The 24,853-nt window shown below is 39.3% G+C and carries 26 protein-coding genes and 1 riboswitch; of the genes, 14 read left to right on the top strand and 12 right to left on the bottom strand.

Translation table 11 applies throughout. The features are described 5' to 3' along the window. Positions 1 to 38: 38 nt before the first annotated feature. The 6 genes from AC6UDA_RS02175 (at position 39) to thiM (ending at position 4,393) form a co-directional block, all read left to right on the top strand. Positions 39 to 707: an SDR family NAD(P)-dependent oxidoreductase gene (locus tag AC6UDA_RS02175; protein ID WP_500700831.1), complete on the top strand. Its 669-nt coding sequence runs from the start codon at positions 39 to 41 to the stop codon at positions 705 to 707. Positions 708 to 722: 15 nt separating this feature from the next. After that, a complete protein-coding gene (locus tag AC6UDA_RS02180; protein ID WP_500700830.1) occupies positions 723 to 1,286 on the top strand; it encodes a cysteine hydrolase family protein in 564 nt (187 codons plus the stop codon). A gap of 45 nt (positions 1,287 to 1,331) precedes the next feature. Then, a riboswitch (TPP riboswitch) is annotated at positions 1,332 to 1,422 on the top strand. A 66-nt stretch (positions 1,423 to 1,488) separates the two neighbouring features. Then, the gene (locus tag AC6UDA_RS02185; protein ID WP_500710771.1) at positions 1,489 to 2,127 is read left to right on the top strand and encodes a TenA family protein; all 639 of its coding nucleotides are present in this window, start codon (positions 1,489 to 1,491) and stop codon (positions 2,125 to 2,127) included. A 19-nt stretch (positions 2,128 to 2,146) separates the two neighbouring features. Continuing rightward, on the top strand, positions 2,147 to 2,953 hold the full coding sequence (gene thiD / locus AC6UDA_RS02190; RefSeq protein WP_500706287.1) for a bifunctional hydroxymethylpyrimidine kinase/phosphomethylpyrimidine kinase: 807 nt from the start codon (positions 2,147 to 2,149) through the stop codon (positions 2,951 to 2,953). 5 nt (positions 2,954 to 2,958) lie between these two features. After that, entirely contained in the window at positions 2,959 to 3,597 is a 639-nt protein-coding gene (gene thiE, locus AC6UDA_RS02195) for a thiamine phosphate synthase (protein WP_500710774.1), read from the top strand. A 4-nt stretch (positions 3,598 to 3,601) separates the two neighbouring features. After that, entirely contained in the window at positions 3,602 to 4,393 is a 792-nt protein-coding gene (gene thiM / locus AC6UDA_RS02200; RefSeq protein WP_500710776.1) for a hydroxyethylthiazole kinase, read from the top strand. Between the two features lie 49 nt (positions 4,394 to 4,442). Here the strand turns inward: thiM and AC6UDA_RS02205 are convergent, their stop codons facing one another. From AC6UDA_RS02205 to AC6UDA_RS02240, 8 genes are all read right to left on the bottom strand, one after another. Beyond that, positions 4,443 to 5,210 (bottom strand): flavodoxin family protein, encoded by a 768-nt coding sequence (locus tag AC6UDA_RS02205; protein WP_500710778.1) that lies wholly within the window; start codon positions 5,208 to 5,210, stop codon positions 4,443 to 4,445. Between the two features lie 102 nt (positions 5,211 to 5,312). Beyond that, positions 5,313 to 6,497, bottom strand: a complete 1,185-nt coding sequence (locus AC6UDA_RS02210) for an O-antigen ligase family protein (protein ID WP_500695266.1) — start codon at positions 6,495 to 6,497, stop codon at positions 5,313 to 5,315. A gap of 16 nt (positions 6,498 to 6,513) precedes the next feature. Next, positions 6,514 to 7,317 carry an alpha/beta fold hydrolase gene (locus AC6UDA_RS02215; protein WP_500710780.1) on the bottom strand — a complete coding sequence of 268 codons (804 nt, stop codon included), beginning with the start codon at positions 7,315 to 7,317 and terminating at the stop codon, positions 6,514 to 6,516. Positions 7,318 to 7,479: 162 nt separating this feature from the next. Further along, positions 7,480 to 7,947, bottom strand: coding sequence for a universal stress protein (locus tag AC6UDA_RS02220; protein ID WP_500693489.1), 468 nt, complete (start codon positions 7,945 to 7,947; stop codon positions 7,480 to 7,482). A gap of 16 nt (positions 7,948 to 7,963) precedes the next feature. Next, positions 7,964 to 8,473: a YbhB/YbcL family Raf kinase inhibitor-like protein gene (locus AC6UDA_RS02225; RefSeq protein WP_500710782.1), complete on the bottom strand. Its 510-nt coding sequence runs from the start codon at positions 8,471 to 8,473 to the stop codon at positions 7,964 to 7,966. Between the two features lie 74 nt (positions 8,474 to 8,547). Continuing rightward, positions 8,548 to 9,078: a hypothetical protein gene (locus tag AC6UDA_RS02230; RefSeq protein ID WP_500696503.1), complete on the bottom strand. Its 531-nt coding sequence runs from the start codon at positions 9,076 to 9,078 to the stop codon at positions 8,548 to 8,550. Positions 9,079 to 9,158: 80 nt separating this feature from the next. Beyond that, entirely contained in the window at positions 9,159 to 10,805 is a 1,647-nt protein-coding gene (locus tag AC6UDA_RS02235) for an APC family permease (RefSeq protein ID WP_500710784.1), read from the bottom strand. 112 nt (positions 10,806 to 10,917) lie between these two features. Further along, complete coding sequence (locus AC6UDA_RS02240) at positions 10,918 to 11,298, bottom strand: VOC family protein (RefSeq protein WP_500693493.1); 381 nt, start codon at positions 11,296 to 11,298, stop codon at positions 10,918 to 10,920. Between the two features lie 118 nt (positions 11,299 to 11,416). Between AC6UDA_RS02240 and AC6UDA_RS02245 the strand changes: the two genes are divergently transcribed. Further along, positions 11,417 to 12,964: an ABC-F family ATP-binding cassette domain-containing protein gene (locus AC6UDA_RS02245; protein WP_500693494.1), complete on the top strand. Its 1,548-nt coding sequence runs from the start codon at positions 11,417 to 11,419 to the stop codon at positions 12,962 to 12,964. Between the two features lie 35 nt (positions 12,965 to 12,999). Here AC6UDA_RS02245 and AC6UDA_RS02250 read toward each other — a convergent pair whose 3' ends face one another. Continuing rightward, the gene (locus AC6UDA_RS02250) at positions 13,000 to 13,914 is read right to left on the bottom strand and encodes a proline-specific peptidase family protein (protein ID WP_500695260.1); all 915 of its coding nucleotides are present in this window, start codon (positions 13,912 to 13,914) and stop codon (positions 13,000 to 13,002) included. 161 nt (positions 13,915 to 14,075) lie between these two features. Here AC6UDA_RS02250 and AC6UDA_RS02255 point away from each other — a divergent pair, with 161 nt between their 5' ends. The 7 genes from AC6UDA_RS02255 to AC6UDA_RS02285 all read left to right on the top strand — a co-directional run bounded on the left by AC6UDA_RS02255 (position 14,076) and on the right by AC6UDA_RS02285 (position 21,156). Next, positions 14,076 to 15,683 (top strand): ArnT family glycosyltransferase, encoded by a 1,608-nt coding sequence (locus tag AC6UDA_RS02255; protein ID WP_500706294.1) that lies wholly within the window; start codon positions 14,076 to 14,078, stop codon positions 15,681 to 15,683. A 114-nt stretch (positions 15,684 to 15,797) separates the two neighbouring features. Continuing rightward, on the top strand, positions 15,798 to 17,465 hold the full coding sequence (locus tag AC6UDA_RS02260) for a glycosyltransferase family 39 protein (protein ID WP_500710786.1): 1,668 nt from the start codon (positions 15,798 to 15,800) through the stop codon (positions 17,463 to 17,465). 59 nt (positions 17,466 to 17,524) lie between these two features. Beyond that, positions 17,525 to 18,664 (top strand): cation:proton antiporter, encoded by a 1,140-nt coding sequence (locus AC6UDA_RS02265; RefSeq protein WP_500710788.1) that lies wholly within the window; start codon positions 17,525 to 17,527, stop codon positions 18,662 to 18,664. Between the two features lie 49 nt (positions 18,665 to 18,713). After that, positions 18,714 to 19,136, top strand: coding sequence for a bis(5'-nucleosyl)-tetraphosphatase (locus AC6UDA_RS02270; protein ID WP_500707298.1), 423 nt, complete (start codon positions 18,714 to 18,716; stop codon positions 19,134 to 19,136). Next, a complete protein-coding gene (locus AC6UDA_RS02275) occupies positions 19,126 to 19,695 on the top strand; it encodes a guanylate kinase (RefSeq protein ID WP_500707215.1) in 570 nt (189 codons plus the stop codon). Before AC6UDA_RS02270 ends, AC6UDA_RS02275 begins: the two co-directional genes overlap by 11 nt. Positions 19,696 to 19,786: 91 nt before the next feature. Next, positions 19,787 to 20,338, top strand: coding sequence for a hypothetical protein (locus tag AC6UDA_RS02280; protein ID WP_500710790.1), 552 nt, complete (start codon positions 19,787 to 19,789; stop codon positions 20,336 to 20,338). Next, positions 20,338 to 21,156: a DUF6681 family protein gene (locus tag AC6UDA_RS02285; RefSeq protein ID WP_500710792.1), complete on the top strand. Its 819-nt coding sequence runs from the start codon at positions 20,338 to 20,340 to the stop codon at positions 21,154 to 21,156. Before AC6UDA_RS02280 ends, AC6UDA_RS02285 begins: the two co-directional genes overlap by 1 nt. A gap of 20 nt (positions 21,157 to 21,176) precedes the next feature. Here AC6UDA_RS02285 and AC6UDA_RS02290 read toward each other — a convergent pair whose 3' ends face one another. The 3 genes from AC6UDA_RS02290 to AC6UDA_RS02300 all read right to left on the bottom strand — a co-directional run bounded on the left by AC6UDA_RS02290 (position 21,177) and on the right by AC6UDA_RS02300 (position 24,724). Then, positions 21,177 to 22,523 (bottom strand): APC family permease, encoded by a 1,347-nt coding sequence (locus AC6UDA_RS02290; RefSeq protein ID WP_500707212.1) that lies wholly within the window; start codon positions 22,521 to 22,523, stop codon positions 21,177 to 21,179. Between the two features lie 271 nt (positions 22,524 to 22,794). Then, positions 22,795 to 24,057, bottom strand: a complete 1,263-nt coding sequence (gene hflX / locus AC6UDA_RS02295) for a GTPase HflX (protein WP_500707211.1) — start codon at positions 24,055 to 24,057, stop codon at positions 22,795 to 22,797. Between the two features lie 10 nt (positions 24,058 to 24,067). Continuing rightward, positions 24,068 to 24,724, bottom strand: a complete 657-nt coding sequence (locus tag AC6UDA_RS02300) for a histidine phosphatase family protein (protein WP_500693505.1) — start codon at positions 24,722 to 24,724, stop codon at positions 24,068 to 24,070. Between the last annotated feature and the right edge of the window lie 129 nt (positions 24,725 to 24,853).

A 24,853-nucleotide genomic window follows, 5' to 3' on the forward strand; every position in this document is an offset into this window, starting at 1 on the left:
GGTAAACTTTTATTGAATCAACTTTAGGAGGGAATTTTATGAGTGAAAGTGTAGTAATTTTTGGAGTTGGAAAAGGATTTGGCTTTTCAATTGCCAAAAAGTTTGGTGAAGCTGGCAAGACACCGATTATGGTGGCTCGAGATGCTGCTCAGTTAAAGCAGTTTGTTAAAGATTTGGATCAAGAGGGGATTAAAGCTGATTTTATTGTTGCTGATGTTACCGATCCAGCTCAGGTAACAAACGTATTTAGTAAGATTAAAATGGCATACGGGATTCCTCAGACCATGGTTTATAACGTGGGTGACAAGACTTTAGATACACCATTCTCATTACCACTAGACCAAGTTAAAGAAATGTACAATACCAACGTCTTTGGTGCCGTTACCATCACCCGTCAGTTCGTTGGTCTTTCAGACGATCAAAAGGAAAACCGGAACATTCTGATTACTGGTGGTGGAGCTGCCTTTCATCCTACCAAAGGCAATGTCACTTTAGCAGCTACTAAAGCAGCTTTAAGTGATTACGCCTTTTCACTTCATGATGCGGTTCAAGATGATAATATCTACGTCGGTTTGATTACCATTCAGGGACTATCTGGTAGTAGTGAAGAGATGCAGCCTGATAATGTTGCCAAAGTATACGTGAAAGCCGCTGAAGATCGCTCTGAAAAAGAAATTAAATATCCCGAGAAGCCGTCAGATTTTTAAGAAAGAAGATTAAAAATGGCTGATAAAGAGAAAAGTGCGCTTTTAATCATTGATTACACCAATGACTTTGTTGATGATCAGGGGTCTTTGACCGCCGGGAAGCCAGCTCAAGCGTTAGACCAATCAATTAGCGACTTGGCTGAAAAATTCAAAAATGATGGTCAGTTTGTTATATTTCCAACTGATGTTCATAAAAAGGATGATCCATACAGTCCTGAGACGAAGTTGTACCCAACTCATAACGTGCGAGGGACCTGGGGTCGTGAGCTATATGGGAAGGTTGGAAAATGGTTTGATGAGAATCAAAAGTTAGATAACGTTTGGCAAATGGATAAGACTAGGTACAGTGCGTTTGCTGGCACTGATCTGGATCTTAGACTTCGTGAAAGAAACGTTAAGACTCTCCATCTTGTGGGTGTTTGCACCGACATTTGTGTGTTGCACACGGCAATTGCTGGCTATAACCTTGCTTATAACTTGGTTATTCATAAAAGTGGGGTGGCAACCTTTTCCGATTTGGGTCAGAAGTTTGCGATGAATCACTTTAAGACCGTCTTGGGTGCCAAAGTAGTTGATTAGGATTGTCATGCCAAATTTTAAGGAATATAATAAATTTAATTGAATAGCTGTATGAGGGGGTGCCAAGTGGCTGAGACTATACCCATTGAACTTGAACTGGTTAATACCTGCGAAAGGAATCGTGCGATCTTTAATTAAGAATATAATTGAAGGCTCCTCATTATTATGAGGAGCCTTTTTGTTTGGGAGATGTTAGTAGTTGATGACAAATAAATTCACCGATGAATTGATAAGTAATGCGACAACAATAATGAATCAAATCATGAATTGTGATTATGTTAAAGGAATTCAAAACGGGGAAGTGCCAGAAAAGGCACTAATTAACTACGTCCAACAAGACGAAATGTATCTAGACGGTTACGCTAAACAGTTTCAACAAATTCAAACGGAAACAAGTGATGTTAATTTGAAAAGATTTTTGGCAGGTTGCGTTGATGGAATTAAAAACGAAAGCACACCGCACGAGGTCATGTTAAAAATTGCAAAAGTGACTGATGATGAACTTCAAGATGCCCGCATGTTCAACGTTACCAAGGATTACGTTGAAAGTATGCGTGAAGCCGTGAGCACTAAGTCCATTCTAGTTGGATTGAGCGTGCTCGCACCGTGTATTTGGACTTACTATGTAGTTGCTACTGAACTAAATAAAACCAGTCTTATTAACAATCCATTTAGCGATTGGATCAAATTCTACGCTGATGCAGATGAGGTAAAACAAATTTTTGCTTTTATTGATCTCCAGGCAGAAATTCATCCAAACGAAAGGGCCACCGCAAATCAAGTTTTTCAGAATAGTTGTCATTATGAATTGGATTTTTGGAACAAAATGTATAACGCTTAGAACTTTTTAGGAGGGAACTATGAGTAGTGAAATAAATCAATATCCAGAAGCACTAACAATTGCTGGGACTGATTCTGGTGGTGGAGCAGGGATGGAAGCTGATATTAAAACGATGCAGGCCTGTCAGGTGTTTAGCACCAACGTAGTAGTGGGAGTGACGGCACAAAACACCATTGGTGTTCAGGATACGTATCCACTTCCGAAAAAAATTATTGATGAGCAGTTTGCTTCCGTTTGTGATGATTTTGATATTAAAGCAACTAAGACCGGAGCTTTGTTTGACGAAGCACACGTTCATTTAGTGGCAGATAACATTAAAAAATACAAGTTGGGTCAAATTGTTGTCGATCCTGTTATGGTAGCTAAGGGAGGGTCAGTGCTACTTGAAGCCGGCGCCATTAAAACCTTGATTAACGAACTGATCCCATTGGCCGATTTAGTAACACCAAACTTACCTGAAGCGGAAAAGATTACGAATCAGTCCATTGCATCTGATGAAGCAATCAAAAGGACAGCACGAAAAATTCAAATTGCTGGTGCTAAAAACGTCATGATTAAAGGCGGACATGGTACGGATAAGATCGTAAAAGACTATGTTCTTTTAAAGGATGGATCTGATTTTTGGTTGACTGCCGAGCGGGTGAATACGGTTCGGACTCATGGCACGGGAGACACGCTTTCTTCAGCAATTGTCGCGGCTTTAGCGCGTGGTGAAAGTATGGAAACTGCCATTCGCTTTGGGAAAGATTATCTGGATAAAATTATCAGGGAACCATTAATTATTGGTCATGGACACGGGCCCCTAAATCATGGAATGTGGGAGTAATAAAGATGCAATTTAACAAAAAAATGCTGCAAATATACCTGGTGGCGGGTACCCAAAATTTTGCTGGTTCTGAAACTGAATTTTTGGATCACATTGACCAAGCTTTAGATGCTGGTGTTACAGCTTTTCAGTACCGTGAAAAGGGTGTAGGTTCACTTACGGGTTTGAAAAGGATTGAGATGGGAAAGAAGCTTCGTCATTTAACCACTGAATATCATATTCCACTAATTGTGGACGATGACGTGGATTTGGCTAATCAGATTAATGCGGACGGGATCCACGTTGGTCAAAGTGATGAAAGCGTGCAAAAGGTGATTCATGATAATCCAGAAATGATAGTTGGATTGTCGATCAGTACCAAAGAAGAATTAGAGCGTAGTAAACCCTTCACTGGCATCGATTATTTGGGAATTGGACCGATTTTTCCGACTACTAGTAAGGCAGATGCTGAATCACCAATTGGCGTTTCCGGTTTAGTTCAGCTGCAAAGACAAGTAAATTTACCGGTAGTTGCGATTGGTGGAATTAATGCAGGTAACTGCCAGTCAATTTATCAGGTTTCAAACGCCGGAATTGCGGTAATATCAGCAATTATAGACAGCACTAACGTTGAAAAGACAATTAGTAAATTAGAGAGGAAATGATAGTATGACGTCGATTTTAGAAGAAATTAGAAGGGAAAATCCCGTTGTTTTGGACATTCCTAACATGGTGACCCCACAGAAAGTAGCGGATGCAATTAGTTATGTTGGTGGCTCACCAATTATGTGTGACTCTTCAAATGAGGGTCATGACTTGGTGGCAATTGCTAACAGTTTGGTCCTAAACCTGGGGACGATGAACGATGATAGTATTAAATTAGATATAATTGCTGGTCAAGCAGCTAATAATCGTCGTTTGCCGGTGGTGGTTGATCCAGTTGCTGTGAGTGCCTCAGAATTAAGAACGGAAGTTTTTAAGAAGATTAGTAGTGAAATTAATATTGATGTCTTGCGTGGCAACGTTGGTGAGATTGCCTTTATTGCCGGAATTGACTGGGGCAGTCGTGGAATTGATGCTGCTGATGGTAATGGTGATCGCGTTCAGGTTGCTAAAATGGCGGCCGAACAATTTCATTCCACGGTTGTCATTTCAGGAGTTGACGACGTAATTTCGAATGGAAAGGAAACGTATGTGGTCCACAACGGCAGTCATGAATTAGCAATCAACGTTGGATCTGGAGATGTTTTAGATGGTGTCATTGGCGTGGTTGCCGCTCACCATCAAAGTGTTCATGAAATTGCACTAGGGACGGCTATGGTTGGCATTGCTGGTGAACTGGCGGAGCAAAAATATCCGGATGAGCCGGCGTCATTTGAAGTCGAATTCTTCAATAATTTGTACCGACTGGATGACTATCATCTTTCCGATACAATTAAAATTGAAAAAAGCGATGATTAGAAAAAAGCGACCAATTGTTAACAATTGGTCGCTTTTATTTAGTTTTAAGTTAACGACGACGATGTCTTAAGAACGTAAAGAAGTGAAGCAAGATTGCTAGAAGAACATAGAAAATAACCACAAATGCTACGTAGAAGAGCCAAAATTCTCCGTTAAATTTCAGTCCAAAAACTAATCCTTCAATTAGCATTGTCACTAGTGACATTACTGCAATCATACAAAATAATTCGATATAACGTTTCAAAGTATTATCATCCTTTCGTGGCTTGTTGGCAATCTTTTGTCCCCATCGTTTACACAGTTCAATTTTTTTAGGATTAGGAATTCCCTTACTTCCCCAGGTGTGCGTTCCGATGACCTCTCCAAGTTTGATTAGACCGGCTGCGGTCATGATCTTATCAATGGTCCGAAAGGTTTGATCGGTTATACCGGTAAAGAAATTTTGAAATGAGGAGAGAAAGCAAGTGGTCAGACTAAGGTAGTGTTTGTTTTTAAACTTGCCGGGTAAGGTGTCACCAATACTGTTCATTTTAACCATCCGGTGACGCATGCAATCGAATAGATTTTTGGTAACTCCTGATAAATCAGCAAAATACGTCGGAGATGCAATGATCCAGACGTCCGCTTCTTCCATTTTCTTTTCAATCATGTCAAGCGTTGGATTGGGGTTTTTGAGATTATCTGGTTTAATGTCATAATCTTGCAGAAATAATGTCTCAACCTGCGCGTCCTTTGGAAGACCTGAGATAACTGCGTCAAGGTACTTAGCAGTCAAGCCATCCTTACTTTGTGAGCCTAAAAATGCTAGATAACGCAAATTTATGACCTCCTTTGAAATTAGTTAATTCTTTCTATTTCATGTTATATTTTTGTGAAACTAATATCAATTAAAAAACCCATCATTAATGATGGGTTTTGATTATGTGGTTTTAACGTGTCTCCCAATTGCCTGCTGATGAAAATGATCCGGCTGGATTACTCGGGCAAAAGCGTAAATAAACGGTGCAAACATGTAAGCATTAGTAAGTTGGGTTTCAATGATGCCTTGAACAGCAAGGGCAATTAAAATCACACAAAGGAAATAGTTATCGTCCTGTTTAGCCTTGTAAGCACTAGCAAGAAACAATGCCAGTAGCAACATTAAACCAATGAAACCGGTACTTAATAAGATGAATAGGAACGTGTTATCGACCCACAAGTTTGACCGGGCACCCAACAGAGGCATATTTTGTCCAATTAGCTTTGGCGAATAAAAATATTGAATGACGGTTAACTGTTGTCCGGGACGACCAGAAAGGGCACGATTCAACACGTTGAATAATGGCAGTGATGAACCCCAAGCGACCATGCCGATTCCTACTACGAAAGTCAATGAAACCAGGATCCAGGTGATTTTTGGTAGTAGGTGAGTGATTTTGGGAGCAAAGCTCAAAGCGAATCCGAGTACTAGGATAGCTCCAGCAACCATAAATCCGCGTGAACCAGTCAGGTAGGCAATGATTAAGTAACTAACGAAAATAAAGGCATATACGAAGTACGTCACTATTTTTCGACTGTGTTGTATTAACAAGAGGGCCGAACAGAAAATACTTAAGATGAAACCACTTAAGACGTTTGGATGAGTGAATCCAATTGCATATCTAGTGGATGAGCCTCTTGTAAATGAAATGGCATTTTGTGGTGGAAAGACGTGTAAAATCAAAAAGGCCAAAATTACGACTAGAACAACGAGTTTAGTTGCAAGGTCGATGGTCGCAAACGCATCTTGATTTAGTAAGTCAGCGTTGGCCATGAATAAGAACAATAAAAATAGGGTACTGGTAATCACATTTAAATGAAAAAGATATGACAAGATAAAGATGACTGCCATGATTATGATAATTGTCCACTGTTTAGGGTTATGTCTCCTGGTAAGTAATAGTACGATTTGGATTCCGATGACAATTAACGTGATTACCCCTGCGATTTGCCATTGCAAGAAACTTTTAGCGGAATATACGTTATTAAATTGACTGTTCAAAAGGATTACTGACGACGCCAGAAAAACAACGTAACTTAGCACATACACGAGCTGATATAAATGATTTTTATTGGTTAAAGCCATTAATTAAATTCTCCAATTATTGGGTCATCTTATCGGTGAAGAAGTATTCTGCGATGATCTTAACGATGGATGGGTTCTCGTGAAGCATTGTGTGCTGAGCTTGGGAACTGTTTCCGTGATATACGTAGAGCTTGTAACTTTTGACGTAGCCAGTCACAAGATTCTTCATTGGGATTTCACTTTTCATTGTAACTTCGCCATCCGTTCCAGAATGGTTCATATCGCCAACTAGATTAAGGATCTGAAGGTCTTTTGGTAGGTTTTTTACATCAGGATCGTTTGGAGCATAGTTCGTTGCAAGCGAGATGAACTTTTTAACCTTTGGAACGTTTTTAAGATTGGGATAATGAGCTAGGTAATAGTAAATAATGTTTCCCCCAGACGAATGCCCAATCATGTTAACTGAACGAATGTGGTACTTCTTGTACAGATAGCGCATTACGTTTGGCATTTGAGTTGATTGAAAATAAGGATGATGATTGTCCTGAAAGACAATTTGAACGGTCGGATTATCAGCACCAAACTTATGGAATTGTTTAGTGGTTTTAACGGTACCATCCTTTTTCACATACAGTTGTATGGTTTTGGTTGCTAGGTGGTAACGATTTAGGGTGTCAACCATGTAACCAGTCGTGATGTTATTTCCACCTAGTCCGGGAATGAACACAGTAGCGGTATCGCTTTGATTAACGTCTAATTTACTGAGAAAACTACCATGGTTATGCCAATAATAATAACCGCCACCGGCGAAGATGGCGATCACGATGACGATAAAGAGGGCAATGAATGATTTGGTGTGTTTTCTTTTTTTGATGTGCATTGCAAACATTCCTTTTAATTATTTTAAATTTGTACACTAACATCTAACATCATATAACAATTAACGTGATTCAGCTAGATGGTTGAAATGAATTGATCTTTAAAAGGCAATAAAAAATAGCCAAGCGCAAGGGCTTAGCTATTTTGTTTAAATAAGTCTTAACTATTTGATTGGGGTATTCTCCATGTTGGTTCTAACAATAATCACATCACAGGCGGCATGTGAGTTAACGTATCCTGCAACTGAACCCTCAAGCATGCGGTACAAGCGACCCTTACCAGTCGCTCCCATCATAATTAAATCGGTTTGATGGTCCTTGGGAAATTCGTAAGTAATTACTTCTCTAGGACTTCCAAACCGAGCATGGATATGAATATCGTCAATGCCAGTTTGGTCCTTGACTTTCTTAACCAAATCCTTTAAATAGTTAAGTTCTTCATTAACGATTTGGGTGATAACACTGCCATCAACAACTCCTAGGCTGTATCCATAATTAGTGGTGTTAATCACGTTTAAGACGTCAATTCGGCCTTTATTTCTTTGTGCTACCGCTGCCGCCTTGTATAAAGCAGCCTCTGCTTCTTTTGATCCATCAACTGGTACTAGAATGTGTTTGTATCCATTTAGCATTATGAAAGCCTCCGTTTTAGTTTTTCGCTGGTAAAATTTGTTCGGCACTGGCAAGGACGTGTCCTGCCATTTTTTTCTTTAGTTCATTAAGCCAAAAGCCGTTGGTTAAATCTAGTTTTTGATCCAAGGCGTAAACATGCAACTGATAATCGTGTGGTTTATCGGGAGGAGTAGGACCAATGTAGTGTTGATTTAATTTTGAATCAGTAACGTGTACTAGTCCACCAGCTAAACTATTTTTCCCCAAAGTCATGTTAATTGATTGATCTTGGCTAGCATTTTCTGGTATTTCAGATATATTTGGATCAATGTTAGCAGCCACCCAATGAATGTAAGTAAAACCACAAACTGGGATTGAATCGTCGTCCAATAGGATAACTACTAGTGACTTTGCGTTTTTTGGGATATCAGAGATTTTGATCGGGAATGAAATGATTGGATTACCATCTAACATTTCATCTGGGTCAGCGTGTTTAGTATACTTATCAGGTAAAAATCCATTTTGAAGTGGAGTATTAATTTTCATAATAGTGCCTCCTATACACTTCATTATACCAAATTCATTTGAATATAAAAAAATAAGGAACTATAAATAGTTCCTTATTTAACAAATTGCAAGGTGTAAAAGCCCTGACCATTCCGCTCAATTGTAAAGTTAGAGTAACCAGCTGCTAACCAACTGCTTTGAGTAGCGTGTGCATAGTTTTTAGCGTCTTGAACCGAGTCAAATGATTTTGGTGTAGCAAACATCGAACTAGAATCACTCGTTGAGTTGTTTCCATTGGAATTATTTCCGTTTGATGATTGTGACCCACTTTGATTTGTTGGTGCTTGTTGGTCCCTGTTTACTGACGCTTCCTTGTTGGTCGTGGCTTGTTCCGCCTTATTAAAGTGTTTTGCTTTCTTTTCTGATTGAATAGCTCTGCTACTCTGTTGACTTGTGGAGGATCCATTCATCCGATTCCCACTGCCGCTTGTCAGAAAGTGAATTCCAAAGACTAGCAGGATCACGATTACTACTAGTCCTAAAACCCATGGCCAAGCCTTAAAGTTTTTCTTTTGGTGCTTTGGACCATTTGCGGCATTAAAGTCATAACGTTCGTATCTCGAATCTGGATCTTGACTATTCATAAGAATCCCTCCATCCATTTCAAGAAAAACAAGATGCATACGCATTATAACAAAATCCTTATGATTTTGCATTAACTTAACTAATGGTTGACCTGATCATCATCGACCTGTTCATTGACGCTTTTAGCGTTAAGCATGTTACCAGTGCGCTGATAACTAAAGACACCCCAGTAGAAGAACAGTAATGCAACTACAATAATTACGATAAAATCATATGGGTAATGAATCCAGTTTTGACCACCGAATGGTGCGGATCCGATATACGAAAACGCTGACATAAAGATTAAATAGGCGACCATCCAAGCTCCGCCACGGAACTTGGTCAGGGTATTTTTCCAGCCGTTTTTGTTTTCGTAGAAGAAGTAAAACGGCAACCCCAGCATAATAACAAGGATGACTTCAATAGTAGTAGGCCACATTGCCCAATAGATTGCCAAACTAGCAAGAACAAAGGCAAGTGGTGCCATGATTCCAGCAAAACTAATTTTGACTGGACGTTTGAAATGAGGAGCGTGGAGACGTAATGATCCAAGGGTAACTGGACCAGTCAAATATGCAATTAAGGTTGACGTTGAGATAACACTGGCTAAAACAGCCCAGTTTCTGAACACTGAAACCAAGATACAACTGACAATCCAGTTCACGATCATTGCGATTCTAGGAGTTCCCCATTTTTGGTTAATCTTACCTAAAAACTTTGGCATATGACCATTTTCGGTCATTGCTGCTAGTGTCCGACTAGTTGAAGCAACAAATGATACTCCGGTCCCAAAGGGTGAAACAAAGGCATCTAAATAGAGTAGAATTACTAGCCAGTTCAAGTTCAACATAATGGCTAAATCAGCAAATGGTGAACTGAAATTAAGACCATGCCAACCGTATTTGGCTAAAGTTGACGGGTCAATAACACCAACGAAAGTGAATTGTAACATAACGTAAATGATGATACTGATTAAAAGTGAAATAACGATTCCCCGCCAGATGTTTTTCTTAGGATTGGTAATCTCATCACCAACATTTATAACCGTTTGAAAAGCATTATAAGAGAAGATGATTCCAGATACGGTGGTAGCCGCAAAGATTGGAGCCGTTCCGTATGGGAAAAACCCACCAGTTTGAATGTTGTTAAAGTTTCCGGGATGAAAACCAGAAGCAAGTAGCATAATAATGGTAAGAACAGGAACTACAATTTTAAAAATTGAAGTCAAAGTAGTGAAACGAGTCAGTAAGTTGACTGACCAGTAGTTTAACAAGGTGAACACTAAGATGAAGAGAAAAACGACGAATAACCCTTCGGTAGTAACCGTGCCATTGGCGTAAAACCCGTGAGTCCAGTTGGCCCATGACCAAGGCCATGAACTCATGTATTGAACGGCAGCGACCGCTTCAATTGGAAGCAACGTTACAAGTGAGACCCAATTAGACCATGATGAGATGAATCCTAGAAGAGGGCCGTGGGTATACTGGGCATACTTACTCATTCCTCCGCTTTCTGGGAACATGGTTCCTAATTCGATGTAGTTAAACGCAATTGCACCAATCACAACGGCACCGATGATCCACGAAATGATGGCAGCTGGACCAGCGGTTTTAGCACCCTCCCAGGCACCGAATAACCATCCTGAACCAATGATGGAGCTTAGTGCCAGCATCGTGACACTGAAAAGGCTCATTTTTGGTTTAGTAACATTTTGATTTGAATTGTCCTTCGAATTTTCTTTTTTCATAAGTATCCTTTCTTTTTGCGTATTCGACGAATATAACAAAAATGATTATGGTTGTAAAATTGAAAAACACTATTTGATGGGGATTTTAGCCGGGTTGTATTCCCTTTCATTCCTATCGTTGATACTCTCTAATTTCAATCAAATTTTTATCTGGATCATTGATAAATAGTGAATTCATTTTACCGTTATGTCCCTGACTTTCGATCGGTCCTGCAACTACTTCAATAAAGTAGTTGGCTAAATGTGACTGGATTGAGTCAAGTGGATCCCTTGCAACCACGCTGAAACTGGTAGAACCAGGAGTTGGATTTTCTGGTTTAACGTTATCTTCCTTGTTTGTGACACAAACGAGTCGTTGGTGACCCAGCTGAAATTCAATTCTAGAATCAGTTTCGATCACAACTGGTAAATCTAAAACCTCATGGTAAAAGCGCATCGATTTCTCGATGTCATTTACCAATAGGGTGATGTGATCAATATCTTTGATTTTCATAGGCACTCCTCTTTTTTAAAAATGTACATACAATTATACCACTCAAATTCACCTGATTGACGTTGATTGCGATTCGGTGTTACGGTATAAGTTATGAAATAATGGAGGGAATTATATAATGGCGTTATTAAGTGTATCTAATCTAAGTATGAGTTTTGCCGACAAAGACCTGTACTCGGATGCTACATTTCAGCTAAATAAAGGTGAGCACATGGGAATTGTGGGCCAAAATGGGGTTGGAAAATCAACTTTGATTAAGATTTTGACCAATAAGCAATTACCCTTATCTGGTGACATCAAATGGCAAAAGGGGACCAAAGTTGGTTACCTAGATCAGTACGTTAATATTCCAAAGGGAATGACACTGATTGATTTTTTGCATACTGCCTTTTCAGACCTCTACAACATGAATCAGCATATGAGCGATTTGTACGTAAAATATGCCGACAATATGGACGAAAAGTTACTTGAACAAGCGGGAAGAATCCAAGAACAACTTGAATCTCGTAATTTTTATGATATTGATACTGAAGTCGAACAGGTGATTAATGGATTGGGTCTTGACGACATTGGAAGAGATCAAACCATTTCTGAAATGAGCGGGGGACAACGCTCTAAGATTATTTTAGCGAAATTAATTTTGGAACATCCCGATGTGATTTTACTTGATGAACCGACTAACTATCTGGATACCGCTCACATTAATTGGTTGGAAGATTATTTAAATAGTTTTGATGGGGCAGCGATGATCATTTCCCATGACTACGACTTTCTAGAAAAAGTAACGAATTGTATCGTAAACGTTGCGTTTGGGAAGGTCACTAAGTACCGTGGTGATTTCAAGTCCGCCATGAGACAAAAAGACGAAAAAGAAATGACCCAGCAGCGGGAGTACGAGAAACAACAAGAAGAGATCTCCAAGGCCAAAACTTTTATTCAAAAAAACAAGGCCGGAAGTCATTCCAATATGGCTAAATCACGGGAAAAGATGTTAAAACGAATGGATGTGATTGAGCCACCTTCAAGTAACATCCAGGCTTCTTTTGACTTTCCGTATGCTGATACTGGATCCCAGAACGCACTAGTAGTTGACCAACTGTCAGTTGGTTACGATCAACCGTTACTTAAGCCAGTTACCTTTTCCGTTAATACTGATCAGAAAGTTGGGCTTCAGGGTTTTAATGGGGTTGGAAAGTCAACCTTAATTAAATCAATCCTCGGACAAATTCCGGCAAAGGGGGGAAAGGCTAACTTTTCTCCATCCGCGAAGGTTAACTATTTCAGTCAAGACTTGATCTGGCCGAATAGTAAGATGACACCCCTGCAAATCATTCAGGATAAGTATCCCAAGTTGACACAGAAGGAGATTCGTTCTCAGCTGGGTCGTTGTGGACTCGACGCTGCTAACGCCATGAAACCAATTGGTGAGCTTTCTGGTGGAGAACAAACTAAGGTCAAATTGGCTTTGATGGAATTTGTAAAAAGCAATTTCTTAATCATGGATGAACCGACTAATCACCTGGACGATGAGACTAAAAATGCTTTAAAACGGGCAATTATTAAATTTCCTGGGAATGCCATCATTGTTAGTCATGAAGCCAGTTTTTATGATGGATTGGTTGACAAGACCATTGACGTTGAAAAATTAAGTTTAAACCAAAAATAAAAAGGCACTTCATTTTGAAGTGTCTTTTCGTTTGCTTATTTTTGGTTGAAAGTTCCATTTTCAACTTGTCTAATGAAGTTGGCCAAATGGTCGTAGTAGACGGGGGCATTATCAATCATGTGGTGATGACCACCGTTTGGGGTTGAAACGAATTGAGCGTTTGGAATCATTTTAGCCATTCGTTTTCCGGTTTCCATTGGCATGGTTTCGTGTTCACCAAAAGTGACCAGTGTTGGAACTTTGATGTCCTTTAAATGATCAGTAAAGTTCCAGTCTTTTAACTTTCCAGTGATGACAAATTCGTTATCACCCTGAAAGGCGTTATAGATCGGTTTGCTCATGGTATCAATGACGTGGGCAATTGCAGGGGGTTGCTTTCGATCCACATATTCACGGTTTAAGAGTTCGACCAGTTCCTGATACTTATCGTTATCGTAATCGTTATTTGCTTCGCATTTTTTCATGTACGCTAATTGTTCGGGGGTGAGCGCTTTTTCTCTAATTTGAGCTAAATGGTCAGTATAGTCCCCGATCCGATCAACCATTGAAGAAATAATGGCACCTTTCAGGTGATCACCATATTTAGCGGCGTACATCTGAACTAAAGCACCACCCCAAGATTGACCAATCAAATAAAATTTATCGATTCCGAGTTTTTGTCTAACCTCTTCAACCTCGTCAAGGAAGTAGTCGTAGGTTAAAACCTTGTTAGCTACCTTCGGATCATCAAAATCGGGAGTGTCGGAGTACCACGAACCTAATTGATCGTACATGTGAACTTGGACGTTTAGTCCTTGTTTTTTCAGTTGTTTCGCAGTGTTTTCCCAGTATTCATGTGTTCCACCCGGGCCACCATGAAGGGCGAGAAGATGAATGTCTCCGGTCCCTTGAGTGTTAGTCCATAGGTGGTAACCATTATCTAATGTAATGATTTTAGTTCCTTGTTTCATAACATTCACCTACCTAATTAGTTTAATTATTATGATAACACTTTAAAATGGTAAAAAAAGTGTGGAAGAATCAACGTACCCGTGTGATACACGTTCAAACGTGTACATAACAATTATTCTAGGATATAATGGGAACGGTTTAAAAAGGAGTAGGATCGGAAATGGAGTTCCGTATAAAACGTTTCATTAAAAATGTAAACGTTTGTTATTTTTTGGCTTTTGTGGTCGTAGCCTTAATCTTTATTGGGATGTTTAGTTATGCATCCCCACTTTATTATTTTGATTATTCGCCCGACGTTAACTGTTTCTTTACGGTAGGCAAGGGTATGATGCACGGACTAGTTCCGTACAAGGATGTTTTTGAGCAAAAGGGGCCATACGTTTATCTGCTTTATGGGCTCGCTTATTTAATCAGTCACTATTCGATTATTGGAATTACCATAGCAGAAATAATTGCGTTAGCAACCTCGTTATTTTTGGTTTTTAAAACCGCTCATTTATACGTTAGTAAACCAACTGCTTCAATTTTGGCACTTATAACGCCCTTTTTCTTAATGTTTCAAGAGTATTTTACCTATGGTGGCCTGGCGGAAGAATTCGTCTTTCCGATGATTTTATCGGCTATTTATTTAACTTTTAAAGCATGCCACAATCATTTTGCGATTAGTAACGTGAACTGGTTAGTTCAGGGATTCCTAGTTGGGGTGGTTTTTTTATCTAAATACACGCTGTTGGGCACTTGGATTGCTTTTTACATTATTTTTGCGCTGGTTTATTTGTACCATAGAAAGTTTAGTAGTCTTTTTAAGATGATTCTTTCAAGTGGCGTTGGTTTTTTGGCCGCAATTGTACCATGGGGAATTTATTTTCTCGTTACTAACTCGTTTAAAGCCTTTTACGATGTTTATTTTGTTTCCAACATGACGGTCTATAGCACCTCAGCTAATGGTGGAATTTTCACGAAGATTGCTGGCTCACTAGCCATTTTTAGTGAATTTTTAATTGATAAACCGCAACTCTTTGTTTTGGGTGCAATTCCGTTAATTCTTTTTGTCGTCTTTAACCATGGGGCGGAAAAGAATATTTTTTTGTGTATGATGTTTGTGAGTGCTTTTTTTGCCGTTTACAGCTATACCCCAGACACCCTATACGTCTATTACCAATTAGCGTTTATGCCGTACGTTCTTGTAACGTTGGTCGTTTTAATTGCTAAGGGACTAAATTATAAGCAAATTACATTGCCTAATAAGCGACTTATTTCGACATTTGTTTTGATGACGCTTTTAGTCCTGTTCTTTACCATGGGGGTTAACGGCAATTTTCAAAAATCAAAATTATTTCCGAATAACAATCAGGAAACGCTGGATCCTAGTGATCCGCAGACCGCGCAAAAGAAGTTTGGCAAAATTATTAGAAAAGAGAGTAAGGGAACTCCAACCCTTCTCAACTACGGATATCTTGATCTTGGCATGTACACGGTTTCAGGAGCACTTCCCACGCAGTATTATTTCCAGATCAATAATATCTCGTATGATAAGAACCCTAAAATGGTCGAGTCACAAAATAAAGTTGTTAAAAAGAAGGCGGTTGAATGGATTGTCGTAAAGACCAATCAAGCTGATTCAATCAAAACATACTTTGGCAGACACGATTCTACTAGGCCAGCATCCAAAACCCTGTTAGAGAATTATCGGGTCGTATCCACTCATGAACAAAAGGCTCCCAATAATCGGAAGTCAGTATATTGGTTACTAAAAAGAAAAGCATAATCTTAAAATAAGGTTATGAAGTCTGGCGTCTCCGCGTTTGAGTGGAGGAATGTGGTATAATTGCTTTTATTATTGAGTGTGAGCTTAAATTCTTAATGATTGGAAGAACAATGTATGTTAAAAAAACTAAAAACTAAACCTTATTTATTTGGTTTAACGTTTGTAGTAATGAGTATTATCATAATTCTACTTTTGTCATTTGCTTCACCGTTCTATTATTTTGATACCTCACCCGACAGTAATAATTTTTTCACTGTCGGTAAAGCAATGTTTCACGGAATCATTCCATATAAGGATGTTTTTGAGCAAAAAGGGCCATTTGTTTATTTGCTTTACGGACTAGCCTCACTGATCACAAAACGATCGCTTGTTGGGATGGTACCGTTTGAGATTATTGCGATGATTATTATTATGACCATGTCTTACAAGATTGCTAGATTATACTTGTCACAAAATTGGTCATTTGTAATTTCATTGTTCATGCCAGTTTTTTCCGTGCTTCAGCCATTTTATGACTATGGTGGTTCGGTTGAATTCTTCGTGTTCCCGGCCGTTTTATATTTGATTTATGTTGCTTTAAAGGCTTGTCAAAATGATTTTGATATCAAATGGTGGGAATGGATGATTCAGGGATTCATGGTCGGAGTGGTCTTCTTTTCGAAGTACACTTTACTTGGTCCATGGATTGGATTTTATGTCTTTATGTTTGTCTTCTACGTTTACCATCGTCGCTTTAAAGAAATGTGGCGATTGATTTTCTTTAGTGGACTCAGCTTCTTAATCGCACTTATTCCATGGTTGATTTATTTCTTAGTAACAGGGAGTTTTAAGTCCTTTATCCACGTTTACTTTACCATTAACATGACCGTTTACGGTTCATCGGGAATTGTACCAACTAAGATTCTAATGGCAACTGGATTCTTTATGAAGTTTCTGACGCAGTATCCGATCACGGTGGTCTTTGGTCTCTTGGGCTTAATCTATGTTTTATTTGACCATGAAATCTTTAAAGATGGAATTTCAAAGTCGCTTTTCTTGTTCATGATGATTGTAAATGCGATTGTAGCCGTTTACGGTCACACCTTTGGTAAAATCTATCAGTACTATCAATTAGCTTATTTCCCATTTATCATGGTGACAACGATCTTTGTACTGGTGTTTTTTATCAGACACTTTGAATCTAACAGAAAGCTCGCTCTCCCTTGGACGTTTGTTTTCGTAACGCTATGTATGGCCTTAACCTTTGTCCTTGGATCAAACAATAACTTTATTTACTCGAAGTTGCATCCCCAAAACTTATACGTTACTCTTAATCCTAAGAAAGGTGAGTACCAACAGCCTGCTCAAGTTTCGTTTGGAAAGATTATTAGAGACGAAAGTAAGGGAACGCCGACCCTTTTAACTTACAGTCGTTTAGAAAATGGTTTTTACACCAGTTCTGGTGCATATCCAACTCATTACTTCTTCGAACGTAATAATATTCCTAGCCGCGCTTATCCTAAAATGATGAGATCAGCTAACAAGGTGGTTCGAAAGAAACAAGTTCAATGGTTGGTAATTAGGGTTGATAATACAAGCAACAAGAGTAATGATGAGTTGTACAAGTATATGAGCAGTGGCTCTAGAAAGGGCGGACGTGATGCGCTAATTAGAAATTACAAATTGCGTAGTAGTCATGCCCAAATGTTTGAGGAAAGACGTGCTACTTACTACTTGTTTGAAGCTAGGTCCAAGCCTAACCCCAATGCAAAGAAAATGATAAAAGAACATAAGTTTTATTAAATTAGTGGAGTTTGTCAAATTGGCAAACTCTGCTTTTTTTGAGGGATAACGGAGGTTATATGGAATATTTAGCAGCAATTGGATTGATTTTACTTTCAACGTTGATTTTAGGAGTTTTAAGTCAAAGGATTGGGATGCCGGTGGTGGTAGGAGAGATTTTGGCCGGCTTATTAATTGGACCCGCTGTTTTGCACCTAGTCAGTTTAAATCACCTGGTTTCGGTTGGATCCGAAATTGGGGTCATCTTTTTGATGTTTATCGCGGGACTAGAATGTGATTTCGAGTTGGTCAAGAAGTACTTAAAGCCGGCCGTTAGCGTTGCTATCTGTGGGGTCATTTTGCCGGTGGTCGCTTTTACCCTTTATGGTCAACTACTAGGCCAGGGAATTGAAAGAGCGCTCTTTTGGGGAGTAATCTTTTCGGCCACTTCAGTATCCATTAGTGTCGAAGTGCTTCAGGAGTTTGACAAGTTGAAATCGGTCGCGGGAGCAACCATTTTAGGGGCCGCGGTGGTTGACGATGTGATTTCAATTGTTTTGTTGAGTGTTTTTTCCAGTGTGTTTGGGACGGGATCAGGATCTAAAAATCTGGTTGTCCTGTTTACGTTTCAAATCTTGTTTTTTGGATTGATTTTTGTTGTCATTAAATGGATGGCGCCTTGGCTCATGCGGTTAGCCGACCTTCTTCCTGCCAATTCAGCGGTATCGATTGTGGGAATTAGCATTTGTTTGATCATGGCATATCTGGCAGAAGCGGCCAATCTGAGCACGGTGTTAGGGGCTTTCTTTGCTGGAATTGCAATTGGACGTACGCCGCTTCATGATCAGGTGATTCAAAGTGCTAATCGAATTGGTTATTCCTTCTTTATTCCAATCTTTTTTGCCGCAATTGGGATGGAGATGAGTTTTAAGGGGCTCTCTAGCACGTGGTTGATTGTTGTAGTAATGACGATCTTAGCGGTTCTTACCAAATGGATTGGGTGTGGAATTGGAGCGAAATTAACTGGATTGACCCTAAAAGATGCCAACGTAGTGGGTGCCGGAATGGTATCAAGAGGTGAAATGGCTCTCATTGTCGCTCAGATTGGACTAGCTAGTCATCTGCTTGCTTCTGAACTGTACTCCGAAATTATTATGGTAATTGTACTTTCGACGATTCTTTCACCAATTATGCTTAAGTTCAGTATTAAATCAGTGTAGTTTTTGATTTTTTGGTACAATGAAAGAAACAAATAAATGGGGCATTTTTATGATTAATGAAATTGATGGTGGAACGATTGTTTTTCAACTTAAGGAAAATCAACCACTATATTTACTTTTAAAAAGTGCAACTAGTGATTTTTGGGGATATCCCAAGGGGCACGTCGAGGGAAATGAGACATTACAACAGGCTGCTAAACGTGAATTAAGAGAAGAAACGGGAATTCATGCTGAAATTGATGATGGTTTTGATGTAAAGGTCGAGTATGACATGAAGAATGGCCACCACAAAGTGGTAACTTTCTTTGTGACGGAGGTTCCGGTTGACACTTCGGTTACCAGACAGAAGGAAGAGATTAGTGAAGATCGTTGGTGCACCTACGAAGAAGCTTTGAAGTTAGTCACATACGATAACTTACTTCCACCACTTAAAAAGGCCAATGAATACATTGAGGACCACTATGTCAAATAAACGATTTGTAATTGTGATTACTGGAGCCGCTGGCACTGGTAAGACCACCATCTCGGATTATTTAATGAAAAAGTATGGAATTCCTAAGGTGATTACCCATACGACCAGAGCACCACGGGATCAAGAGCAAGATGGAGTGGATTATTATTTTGAATCACCGACAAGTTTTAAAAAACTTCATCTTTTAGAATCAGTAAGATATTCGGGGCACTGTTATGGATCATCATACGAAGGGTTAGACCGTGCTTTTTTAAAGTCTTCCATTGTTTCAATTGTGTTAGACACGAAAGGTGCCATTACGTACAAGGATCGATTAGGAGTAGAAGCGGTTGTCATTTTTTTGAAAGTTAAAGATCCGGCTGAGCTTAAAAAGCGCATGATTGATCGCGGGGATACTCTGGCTCAGATTCAAGTTCGAATGGAAAGTAAAGAAGACGCGCGTGATTTAAAGCTTCCAGCTGCTTTAAAAAATCGATCCATTGTGATTGATAATGAGAAATGGAGTCAAACTAAGAATCAGATTGATCAAATTGTACTAAATTTAAAAAGACAACTTTAAAGAAATCTTTTATCGACTGGAATAAATTCTTTACTTTTAAGTGCAATAATTAAGTTTCACAAAAGAGAATATACGTTGAGAGGATGATTAAATGCCAAATCGAGTACCACCATTTCTTACTCCATTTGCCATTATTTCAATTTGTTTAGCGTTAGGAGCCACTAATATTGTTGTCAATAAAGCAACCAATACCCACGAGGGTGCTAAAGTCACTACCCATCAAAGCCAGAAACGTTCTATTTTTGACTTTAAGAAGAATGATGATAATAATAATAAGGGTACTAAGAACCAGAACTCGAATTCTAATGACGATAATAGTAAAAATGAATCCAATAGTTCTGGTGCTAAACAAGATAATATGAATAATAACAATAACGATGGCAATAGTAAGTCACCAAATAATGAACAAGGTAAAACAAATTTTGGTGGACAGGAGCAAAATAATTCGACCAGCACGAATGGAAATAATTCGGAGACTGGTAATAACAATCAAAAGACAACTGATAATAACGGTGGAAATGCCGAAAAATCAAGTCAGAGTATCGGAAATAACGGCAATGCTAATAACGGTACGGGGACTACTTCTAACAATACTCAGAATAATACCCAAGCCAATACGACTAATCCTGGGGGTGAACATTAATGTTTAGTTTTCTAGATATTATTAATCATTATCTTGGATATATAACGATTGAAACAAACACTAAAAGCCGAATTTACGTAATTTTAGGAATTCTAGGCGACTTTTACCTTTTGTACGTTGCCTACCGTTTTGTTGTAAATGGCTTTATGATTAGGGGGTTTCTGGTCTTCTTAGTTGTCTTGATTTTAGCGTACTTCTTGTACCTGAACATCATGTATTACTTTACTAAAAAACGGGCGAAGTTTGATGTTACCCCGGTCATTAATAAGGTCTTGCACATTCAGCCCAAGGAAACTGATCAGCAAACCGAGGCTCGTAGTGGAAGTCGTCGTTATCGTAATATTCCGGCCAACGGTTTATTTGATGAAAGAAAAACGATGCCAGCTAAATTGGAATCGACAATTAGTGAGCGCCATAACGTTCATCAGTTGGCCGATACCATGATTACCAAAAAAGTTGCAAGTGATGACTACAATGGATTAGGCGATCGGGCGCTTCTTTCCGAAATTAAAGCTAATCCTAAGCATCGCGTCTACGCTTTGGGTGATGGAGTGTTAATTCCTTACTTCGATTTAAGAGAAGAAAACGGAAAGTATGAAGTCTATGCCGGAATGAATCAGGTTAATTGTGAACCCGTTGGCCACATTGTTAAAGCTGGTTTTGAAGATATTCAAAAAATCGATAAGAATAAAGTCAAGTTGTATCTAGCTGAAGCCTTTTTGGTTGGAGGAAAATATAAGACTTCTGGTCGAGCAGGCTTAATTGATGGAGCTGACGACTATGCGGTTCAGATTAAAATTGCATATCAGAAAAAATAAGAGATCTCGTCTGAGATCTCTTATTTTTTAGCCTTATTTCTTTTGAGAGTAACTTCAAAGTAATAGATTGGAATCCCGAGTGCAACGATTCCCAGTGAGCAAACGACTCCATAGAAGTCTGATCCAATTTCTGAACAGATTACGAAAAGGGATGCCAAAATAGCTACGATTGGTGTAAATGGATATAGTGGAACTGAGAAAACTCGCTTTCGGTCGGGGTAACGTTTTCTAAGGATGAAAACGCCGAAGAACGCCATCACGTAAAAACAATAGACGGTAAAGATACATAGTTCTGAGAGTCGGTCGGCATCAAAGAAACAGATCATGATGATTACGATTACTAGAACAGCAGCAATTGATACCACTGGCGTTCTGGTCTTTGGATTGAGGTAAGCTAACTGCTTAGAGAACGGAAGTTGATTTTCTTTCGCCATGGCATACATGATACGGGGAAAGGTCATGATTTTTCCGTTCATGCAACCGATGATTGAGATGATGATACCGATACTTAAAATCTTCCCACCAATCATTCCAAAATCTTTGTTAGCCATGTATGGAATGGCATTTGTTCCAAGATCATGAATTTTCTCGGGACCAATGCTTTTTAAAACACCGTATGAAACTAGCATATAAATGGCAATGACAATTAAAATTCCGAAGGTAATAGCGCGTGGTAGCATCTTTTTAGGATTTTTGATTTCTCCACCAAGGTTAGCAACTAGGATCCACCCGTCAAAGGCAAATAGAGTGGCTAACATGGCAACTCCAAAACCACCAACTGAGGAGTGGACGTCACTAATACTTTGAGTAAAAGCATCGGCGTGACCAAAGAAAAGTCCGAAGATAATAAGCGCTGCGACTGGGACGAGCTTACAAATTGTGGTAATAATTGAAAAAGCAGCCCCAAATCGATTGGGAAAGGTATTTAATAGACCAACCGCAACAACTGCAATGATAGCTATCGGAATGTTCCATTCTGGTGAAATATGGAAAAAGTCACCTAATAGGATGGCAAGATAAGCTCCAAGTGAAGCGATCATTGCGGGACCATAAACAATAATCTGCATCCATCCAGATAAAAAGCCCCAAAACTTGTTATAAATGACTTCCATGTATGCATATAGTCCACCGGTTTCTGGAATTTGCGAGGCAATCTCGGCAATTGAAAGTCCCGCGGCTAAAGTCAGAAGTCCCCCGGCTAGCCAAGCCAGCATGGCACCATTTGCTGATCCTGCATCGTTTAGAACGGCAGCTTGTCTAACAAAGATTCCAACTCCGATGATGGTTCCAACTACAAGTGAGAGTGCGGACCAAATTCCTAAAGAACGGTTTAACTTTACATTGGACTCTTCTTTTGGTTTCTTCATATAAAATTCCTCCCTTTGAGAATAAAAAAAAGTCCCTGACAACTAAATGTCAGGGACGCAAATTTGCGCGGTTCCACCCAAAATTCTCTGAAATTTTCAGAGCGCTTTTTGTTGCGTATTAATGTGTTTTAAGAGGTGGTTAAATAAAGATTAGTCAGCCAACTTCCAGAATAACGTCGGCTTCTCTTGGGCGGTTTCTTTAAATATTGTTCTCTTAAATTAGTATAGGACCATTTAACCGCGATCCATATTAAATGTCAATGTAATTTTATTAATTAACTTCGTATTTTTGGTATTTTTTGGCCGATGTTTCGGGAAGTTCAACTTTCAACCTCGTTCCCTGATCGGTGTAGTCAGTCTGATAGACCGTTTCGTTTTCATTTAGGTCCGAAACTACTTGGCCACTACTGAAAGGGATGAGGTACGTCTTTTTGACGTAATCTTTAAACAAGTTTTGAGAAATTATGTCGATTAATAAATTAATTGAATCAGGGTCAAGAGCTGACATGATGATGTTATTGCCTTCACGAACGGGATAATTTTCTCCACTCTTATCAGCCTTATTAAAGACCTTAATCATGTTAATGTCGGGGACCCCGATTTCTCTTAGAGTTTTTTCAGTAGTTTGCATCATTAGTTCTTGATTTGGGTCAGAGTAGTCAACTACCTGTACCAAGATATCAGCGTTGCTTGCCTCTTTTAAAGTTGATTTAAAGGCTTGAATTAGTTGATGCGGAAGTTGACTGACAAAACCAACCGTGTCGGTTGCAAGGAAACGTTTATGGTTTGGTAGCTCAATCTTTCGCACGCTGGTGTCTAAGGTGGCAAATAGCATGTTTTTAACGGTAACTTCTTTCTCCTCGTTTTCACCAAATCGTTTTACCAGTTGATTCATAATCGTGGATTTGCCCGCGTTGGTGTAACCAACAAGAGCAATGGTTTTCAAATCGTTTTGTTTGCGCTTTTTACTTTGAGTGTCGTATGATTTGTCAATTTCCTTTAATTCGTGACGAACGTGCGTGATTTGATGTTGAATGGTTCGACGATTCAATTCAATTTGGGTTTCACCCGCACCACGGTTAGCTAGTCCGCCACCAGCAGACTGTTGGTCTAATCGTTGACTAGCACTAGTACGGAGCCTTGGGAGTTGATAGTTTAGTTTGGCAAGCTGGACCTGTAACTTGGCTTCACGAGAACGAGCTCGATTGGCGAAGATCTCCAAAATTAGCCCAGTTCGGTCAATGATTTTAGCGTTGGTTAATTTTTCAAGGTTTCGAATTTGACTAGGACTGAGTTCATCGTTTGCCACAATGATATCTGTCCCAGACGTTTTGACGAGTTGTTCTAGAAATTCAACCTTACCTTTGCCGAAGTAGGTTGCTGGATCAGGGTGATCCAATTTTTGGGTCACGGTTTCAACGCTATGCATGTTGTTCGCGGTGACTAAGTTGTTAAGTTCCTCCATTGAGTACTGAAAATTAGCATCATTTAAATCTAAACCAATTGTAATTACATCAGTAAAGTTGTCGATCATTTATACTCCTTTAGACTGGATCTGAAATGTTGTTATAGTATTTGATAATATAATCGCCATCTTTATAATCAACTTTAGTGACGCTGCCATTCTGAATGGGTTCACTAATATCGATGTCACTAAAACGACTAACGATACTTCGAATGAGAGTTCCATGAGCAGTAATGAGAATATCATCACCATCTTCAGCGTTGTTAACGATTTCGTCCAGCCCAGTTTGAACTCGTTTCCAAAACTGTGAATCATTTTCGGCATCCCCGTATGGATCGGCGTCAGCAATCATGTCGCGGGTCTTTTCCATCGTATAAGTGGCGATCATTTGACTGTATGAATCAGCGCCAGACGGCCCCCCAATGATGTGCCAAACTTGTCCCATGTCATTGCCCTCAAAGTATCCAAAATTCTCTTCTCTGAGGTTTTCCATTTCGATCGGTTCAACTAGTCCTGATGGATTTTCCTTTAGGATTAGTTCGGCGGTGTCACGGGCCCTTTTGGTATCACTACTATATGCCTTGTTGAAATCAACCTTATTAAGGTGTTTTCCAGCATCGATTGCATCGGTGATTCCCTTATCGGTTAAAGCTGAGTCTGCCCATCCCTGTAAACGATGGTAACGATTCAAATATGTTTGGCCGTGTCTGACAAAATATAAATTGATTGAAGTCATTTTTATTTCCCCCTGATTCACTAGTTGCTTAATTCTAGCATATTTTAACGTCCAAGATAAACGGGACGGGTGGAATTGGTATAATTTAGTAATCATTTGAAATAATCATTATATTGTTTTGCGTAAATC

The organism is Fructilactobacillus sp. X8R4C1 (assembly GCF_059900905.1).

Excerpts from the sequence above, each read along its gene's own strand:
- AC6UDA_RS02175 (WP_500700831.1), top strand. The coding sequence starts at position 39 with ATGAGTGAAAGTGTAGTAATTTTTGGAGTTGGAAAAGGATTTGGCTTT.
- AC6UDA_RS02180 (WP_500700830.1), top strand. The coding sequence starts at position 723 with ATGGCTGATAAAGAGAAAAGTGCGCTTTTAATCATTGATTACACCAAT.
- AC6UDA_RS02185 (WP_500710771.1), top strand. The coding sequence starts at position 1,489 with ATGACAAATAAATTCACCGATGAATTGATAAGTAATGCGACAACAATA.
- thiD (WP_500706287.1), top strand. The coding sequence starts at position 2,147 with ATGAGTAGTGAAATAAATCAATATCCAGAAGCACTAACAATTGCTGGG.
- thiE (WP_500710774.1), top strand. The coding sequence starts at position 2,959 with ATGCAATTTAACAAAAAAATGCTGCAAATATACCTGGTGGCGGGTACC.
- thiM (WP_500710776.1), top strand. The coding sequence starts at position 3,602 with ATGACGTCGATTTTAGAAGAAATTAGAAGGGAAAATCCCGTTGTTTTG.
- AC6UDA_RS02210 (WP_500695266.1), bottom strand. The coding sequence starts at position 6,497 with ATGGCTTTAACCAATAAAAATCATTTATATCAGCTCGTGTATGTGCTA.
- AC6UDA_RS02215 (WP_500710780.1), bottom strand. The coding sequence starts at position 7,317 with ATGCACATCAAAAAAAGAAAACACACCAAATCATTCATTGCCCTCTTT.
- AC6UDA_RS02220 (WP_500693489.1), bottom strand. The coding sequence starts at position 7,947 with ATGCTAAATGGATACAAACACATTCTAGTACCAGTTGATGGATCAAAA.
- AC6UDA_RS02225 (WP_500710782.1), bottom strand. The coding sequence starts at position 8,473 with ATGAAAATTAATACTCCACTTCAAAATGGATTTTTACCTGATAAGTAT.
- AC6UDA_RS02230 (WP_500696503.1), bottom strand. The coding sequence starts at position 9,078 with ATGAATAGTCAAGATCCAGATTCGAGATACGAACGTTATGACTTTAAT.
- AC6UDA_RS02235 (WP_500710784.1), bottom strand. The coding sequence starts at position 10,805 with ATGAAAAAAGAAAATTCGAAGGACAATTCAAATCAAAATGTTACTAAA.
- AC6UDA_RS02240 (WP_500693493.1), bottom strand. The coding sequence starts at position 11,298 with ATGAAAATCAAAGATATTGATCACATCACCCTATTGGTAAATGACATC.
- AC6UDA_RS02245 (WP_500693494.1), top strand. The coding sequence starts at position 11,417 with ATGGCGTTATTAAGTGTATCTAATCTAAGTATGAGTTTTGCCGACAAA.
- AC6UDA_RS02250 (WP_500695260.1), bottom strand. The coding sequence starts at position 13,914 with ATGAAACAAGGAACTAAAATCATTACATTAGATAATGGTTACCACCTA.
- AC6UDA_RS02255 (WP_500706294.1), top strand. The coding sequence starts at position 14,076 with ATGGAGTTCCGTATAAAACGTTTCATTAAAAATGTAAACGTTTGTTAT.
- AC6UDA_RS02260 (WP_500710786.1), top strand. The coding sequence starts at position 15,798 with ATGTTAAAAAAACTAAAAACTAAACCTTATTTATTTGGTTTAACGTTT.
- AC6UDA_RS02265 (WP_500710788.1), top strand. The coding sequence starts at position 17,525 with ATGGAATATTTAGCAGCAATTGGATTGATTTTACTTTCAACGTTGATT.
- AC6UDA_RS02270 (WP_500707298.1), top strand. The coding sequence starts at position 18,714 with ATGATTAATGAAATTGATGGTGGAACGATTGTTTTTCAACTTAAGGAA.
- AC6UDA_RS02275 (WP_500707215.1), top strand. The coding sequence starts at position 19,126 with ATGTCAAATAAACGATTTGTAATTGTGATTACTGGAGCCGCTGGCACT.
- AC6UDA_RS02280 (WP_500710790.1), top strand. The coding sequence starts at position 19,787 with ATGCCAAATCGAGTACCACCATTTCTTACTCCATTTGCCATTATTTCA.
- AC6UDA_RS02285 (WP_500710792.1), top strand. The coding sequence starts at position 20,338 with ATGTTTAGTTTTCTAGATATTATTAATCATTATCTTGGATATATAACG.
- AC6UDA_RS02290 (WP_500707212.1), bottom strand. The coding sequence starts at position 22,523 with ATGAAGAAACCAAAAGAAGAGTCCAATGTAAAGTTAAACCGTTCTTTA.
- hflX (WP_500707211.1), bottom strand. The coding sequence starts at position 24,057 with ATGATCGACAACTTTACTGATGTAATTACAATTGGTTTAGATTTAAAT.
- AC6UDA_RS02300 (WP_500693505.1), bottom strand. The coding sequence starts at position 24,724 with ATGACTTCAATCAATTTATATTTTGTCAGACACGGCCAAACATATTTG.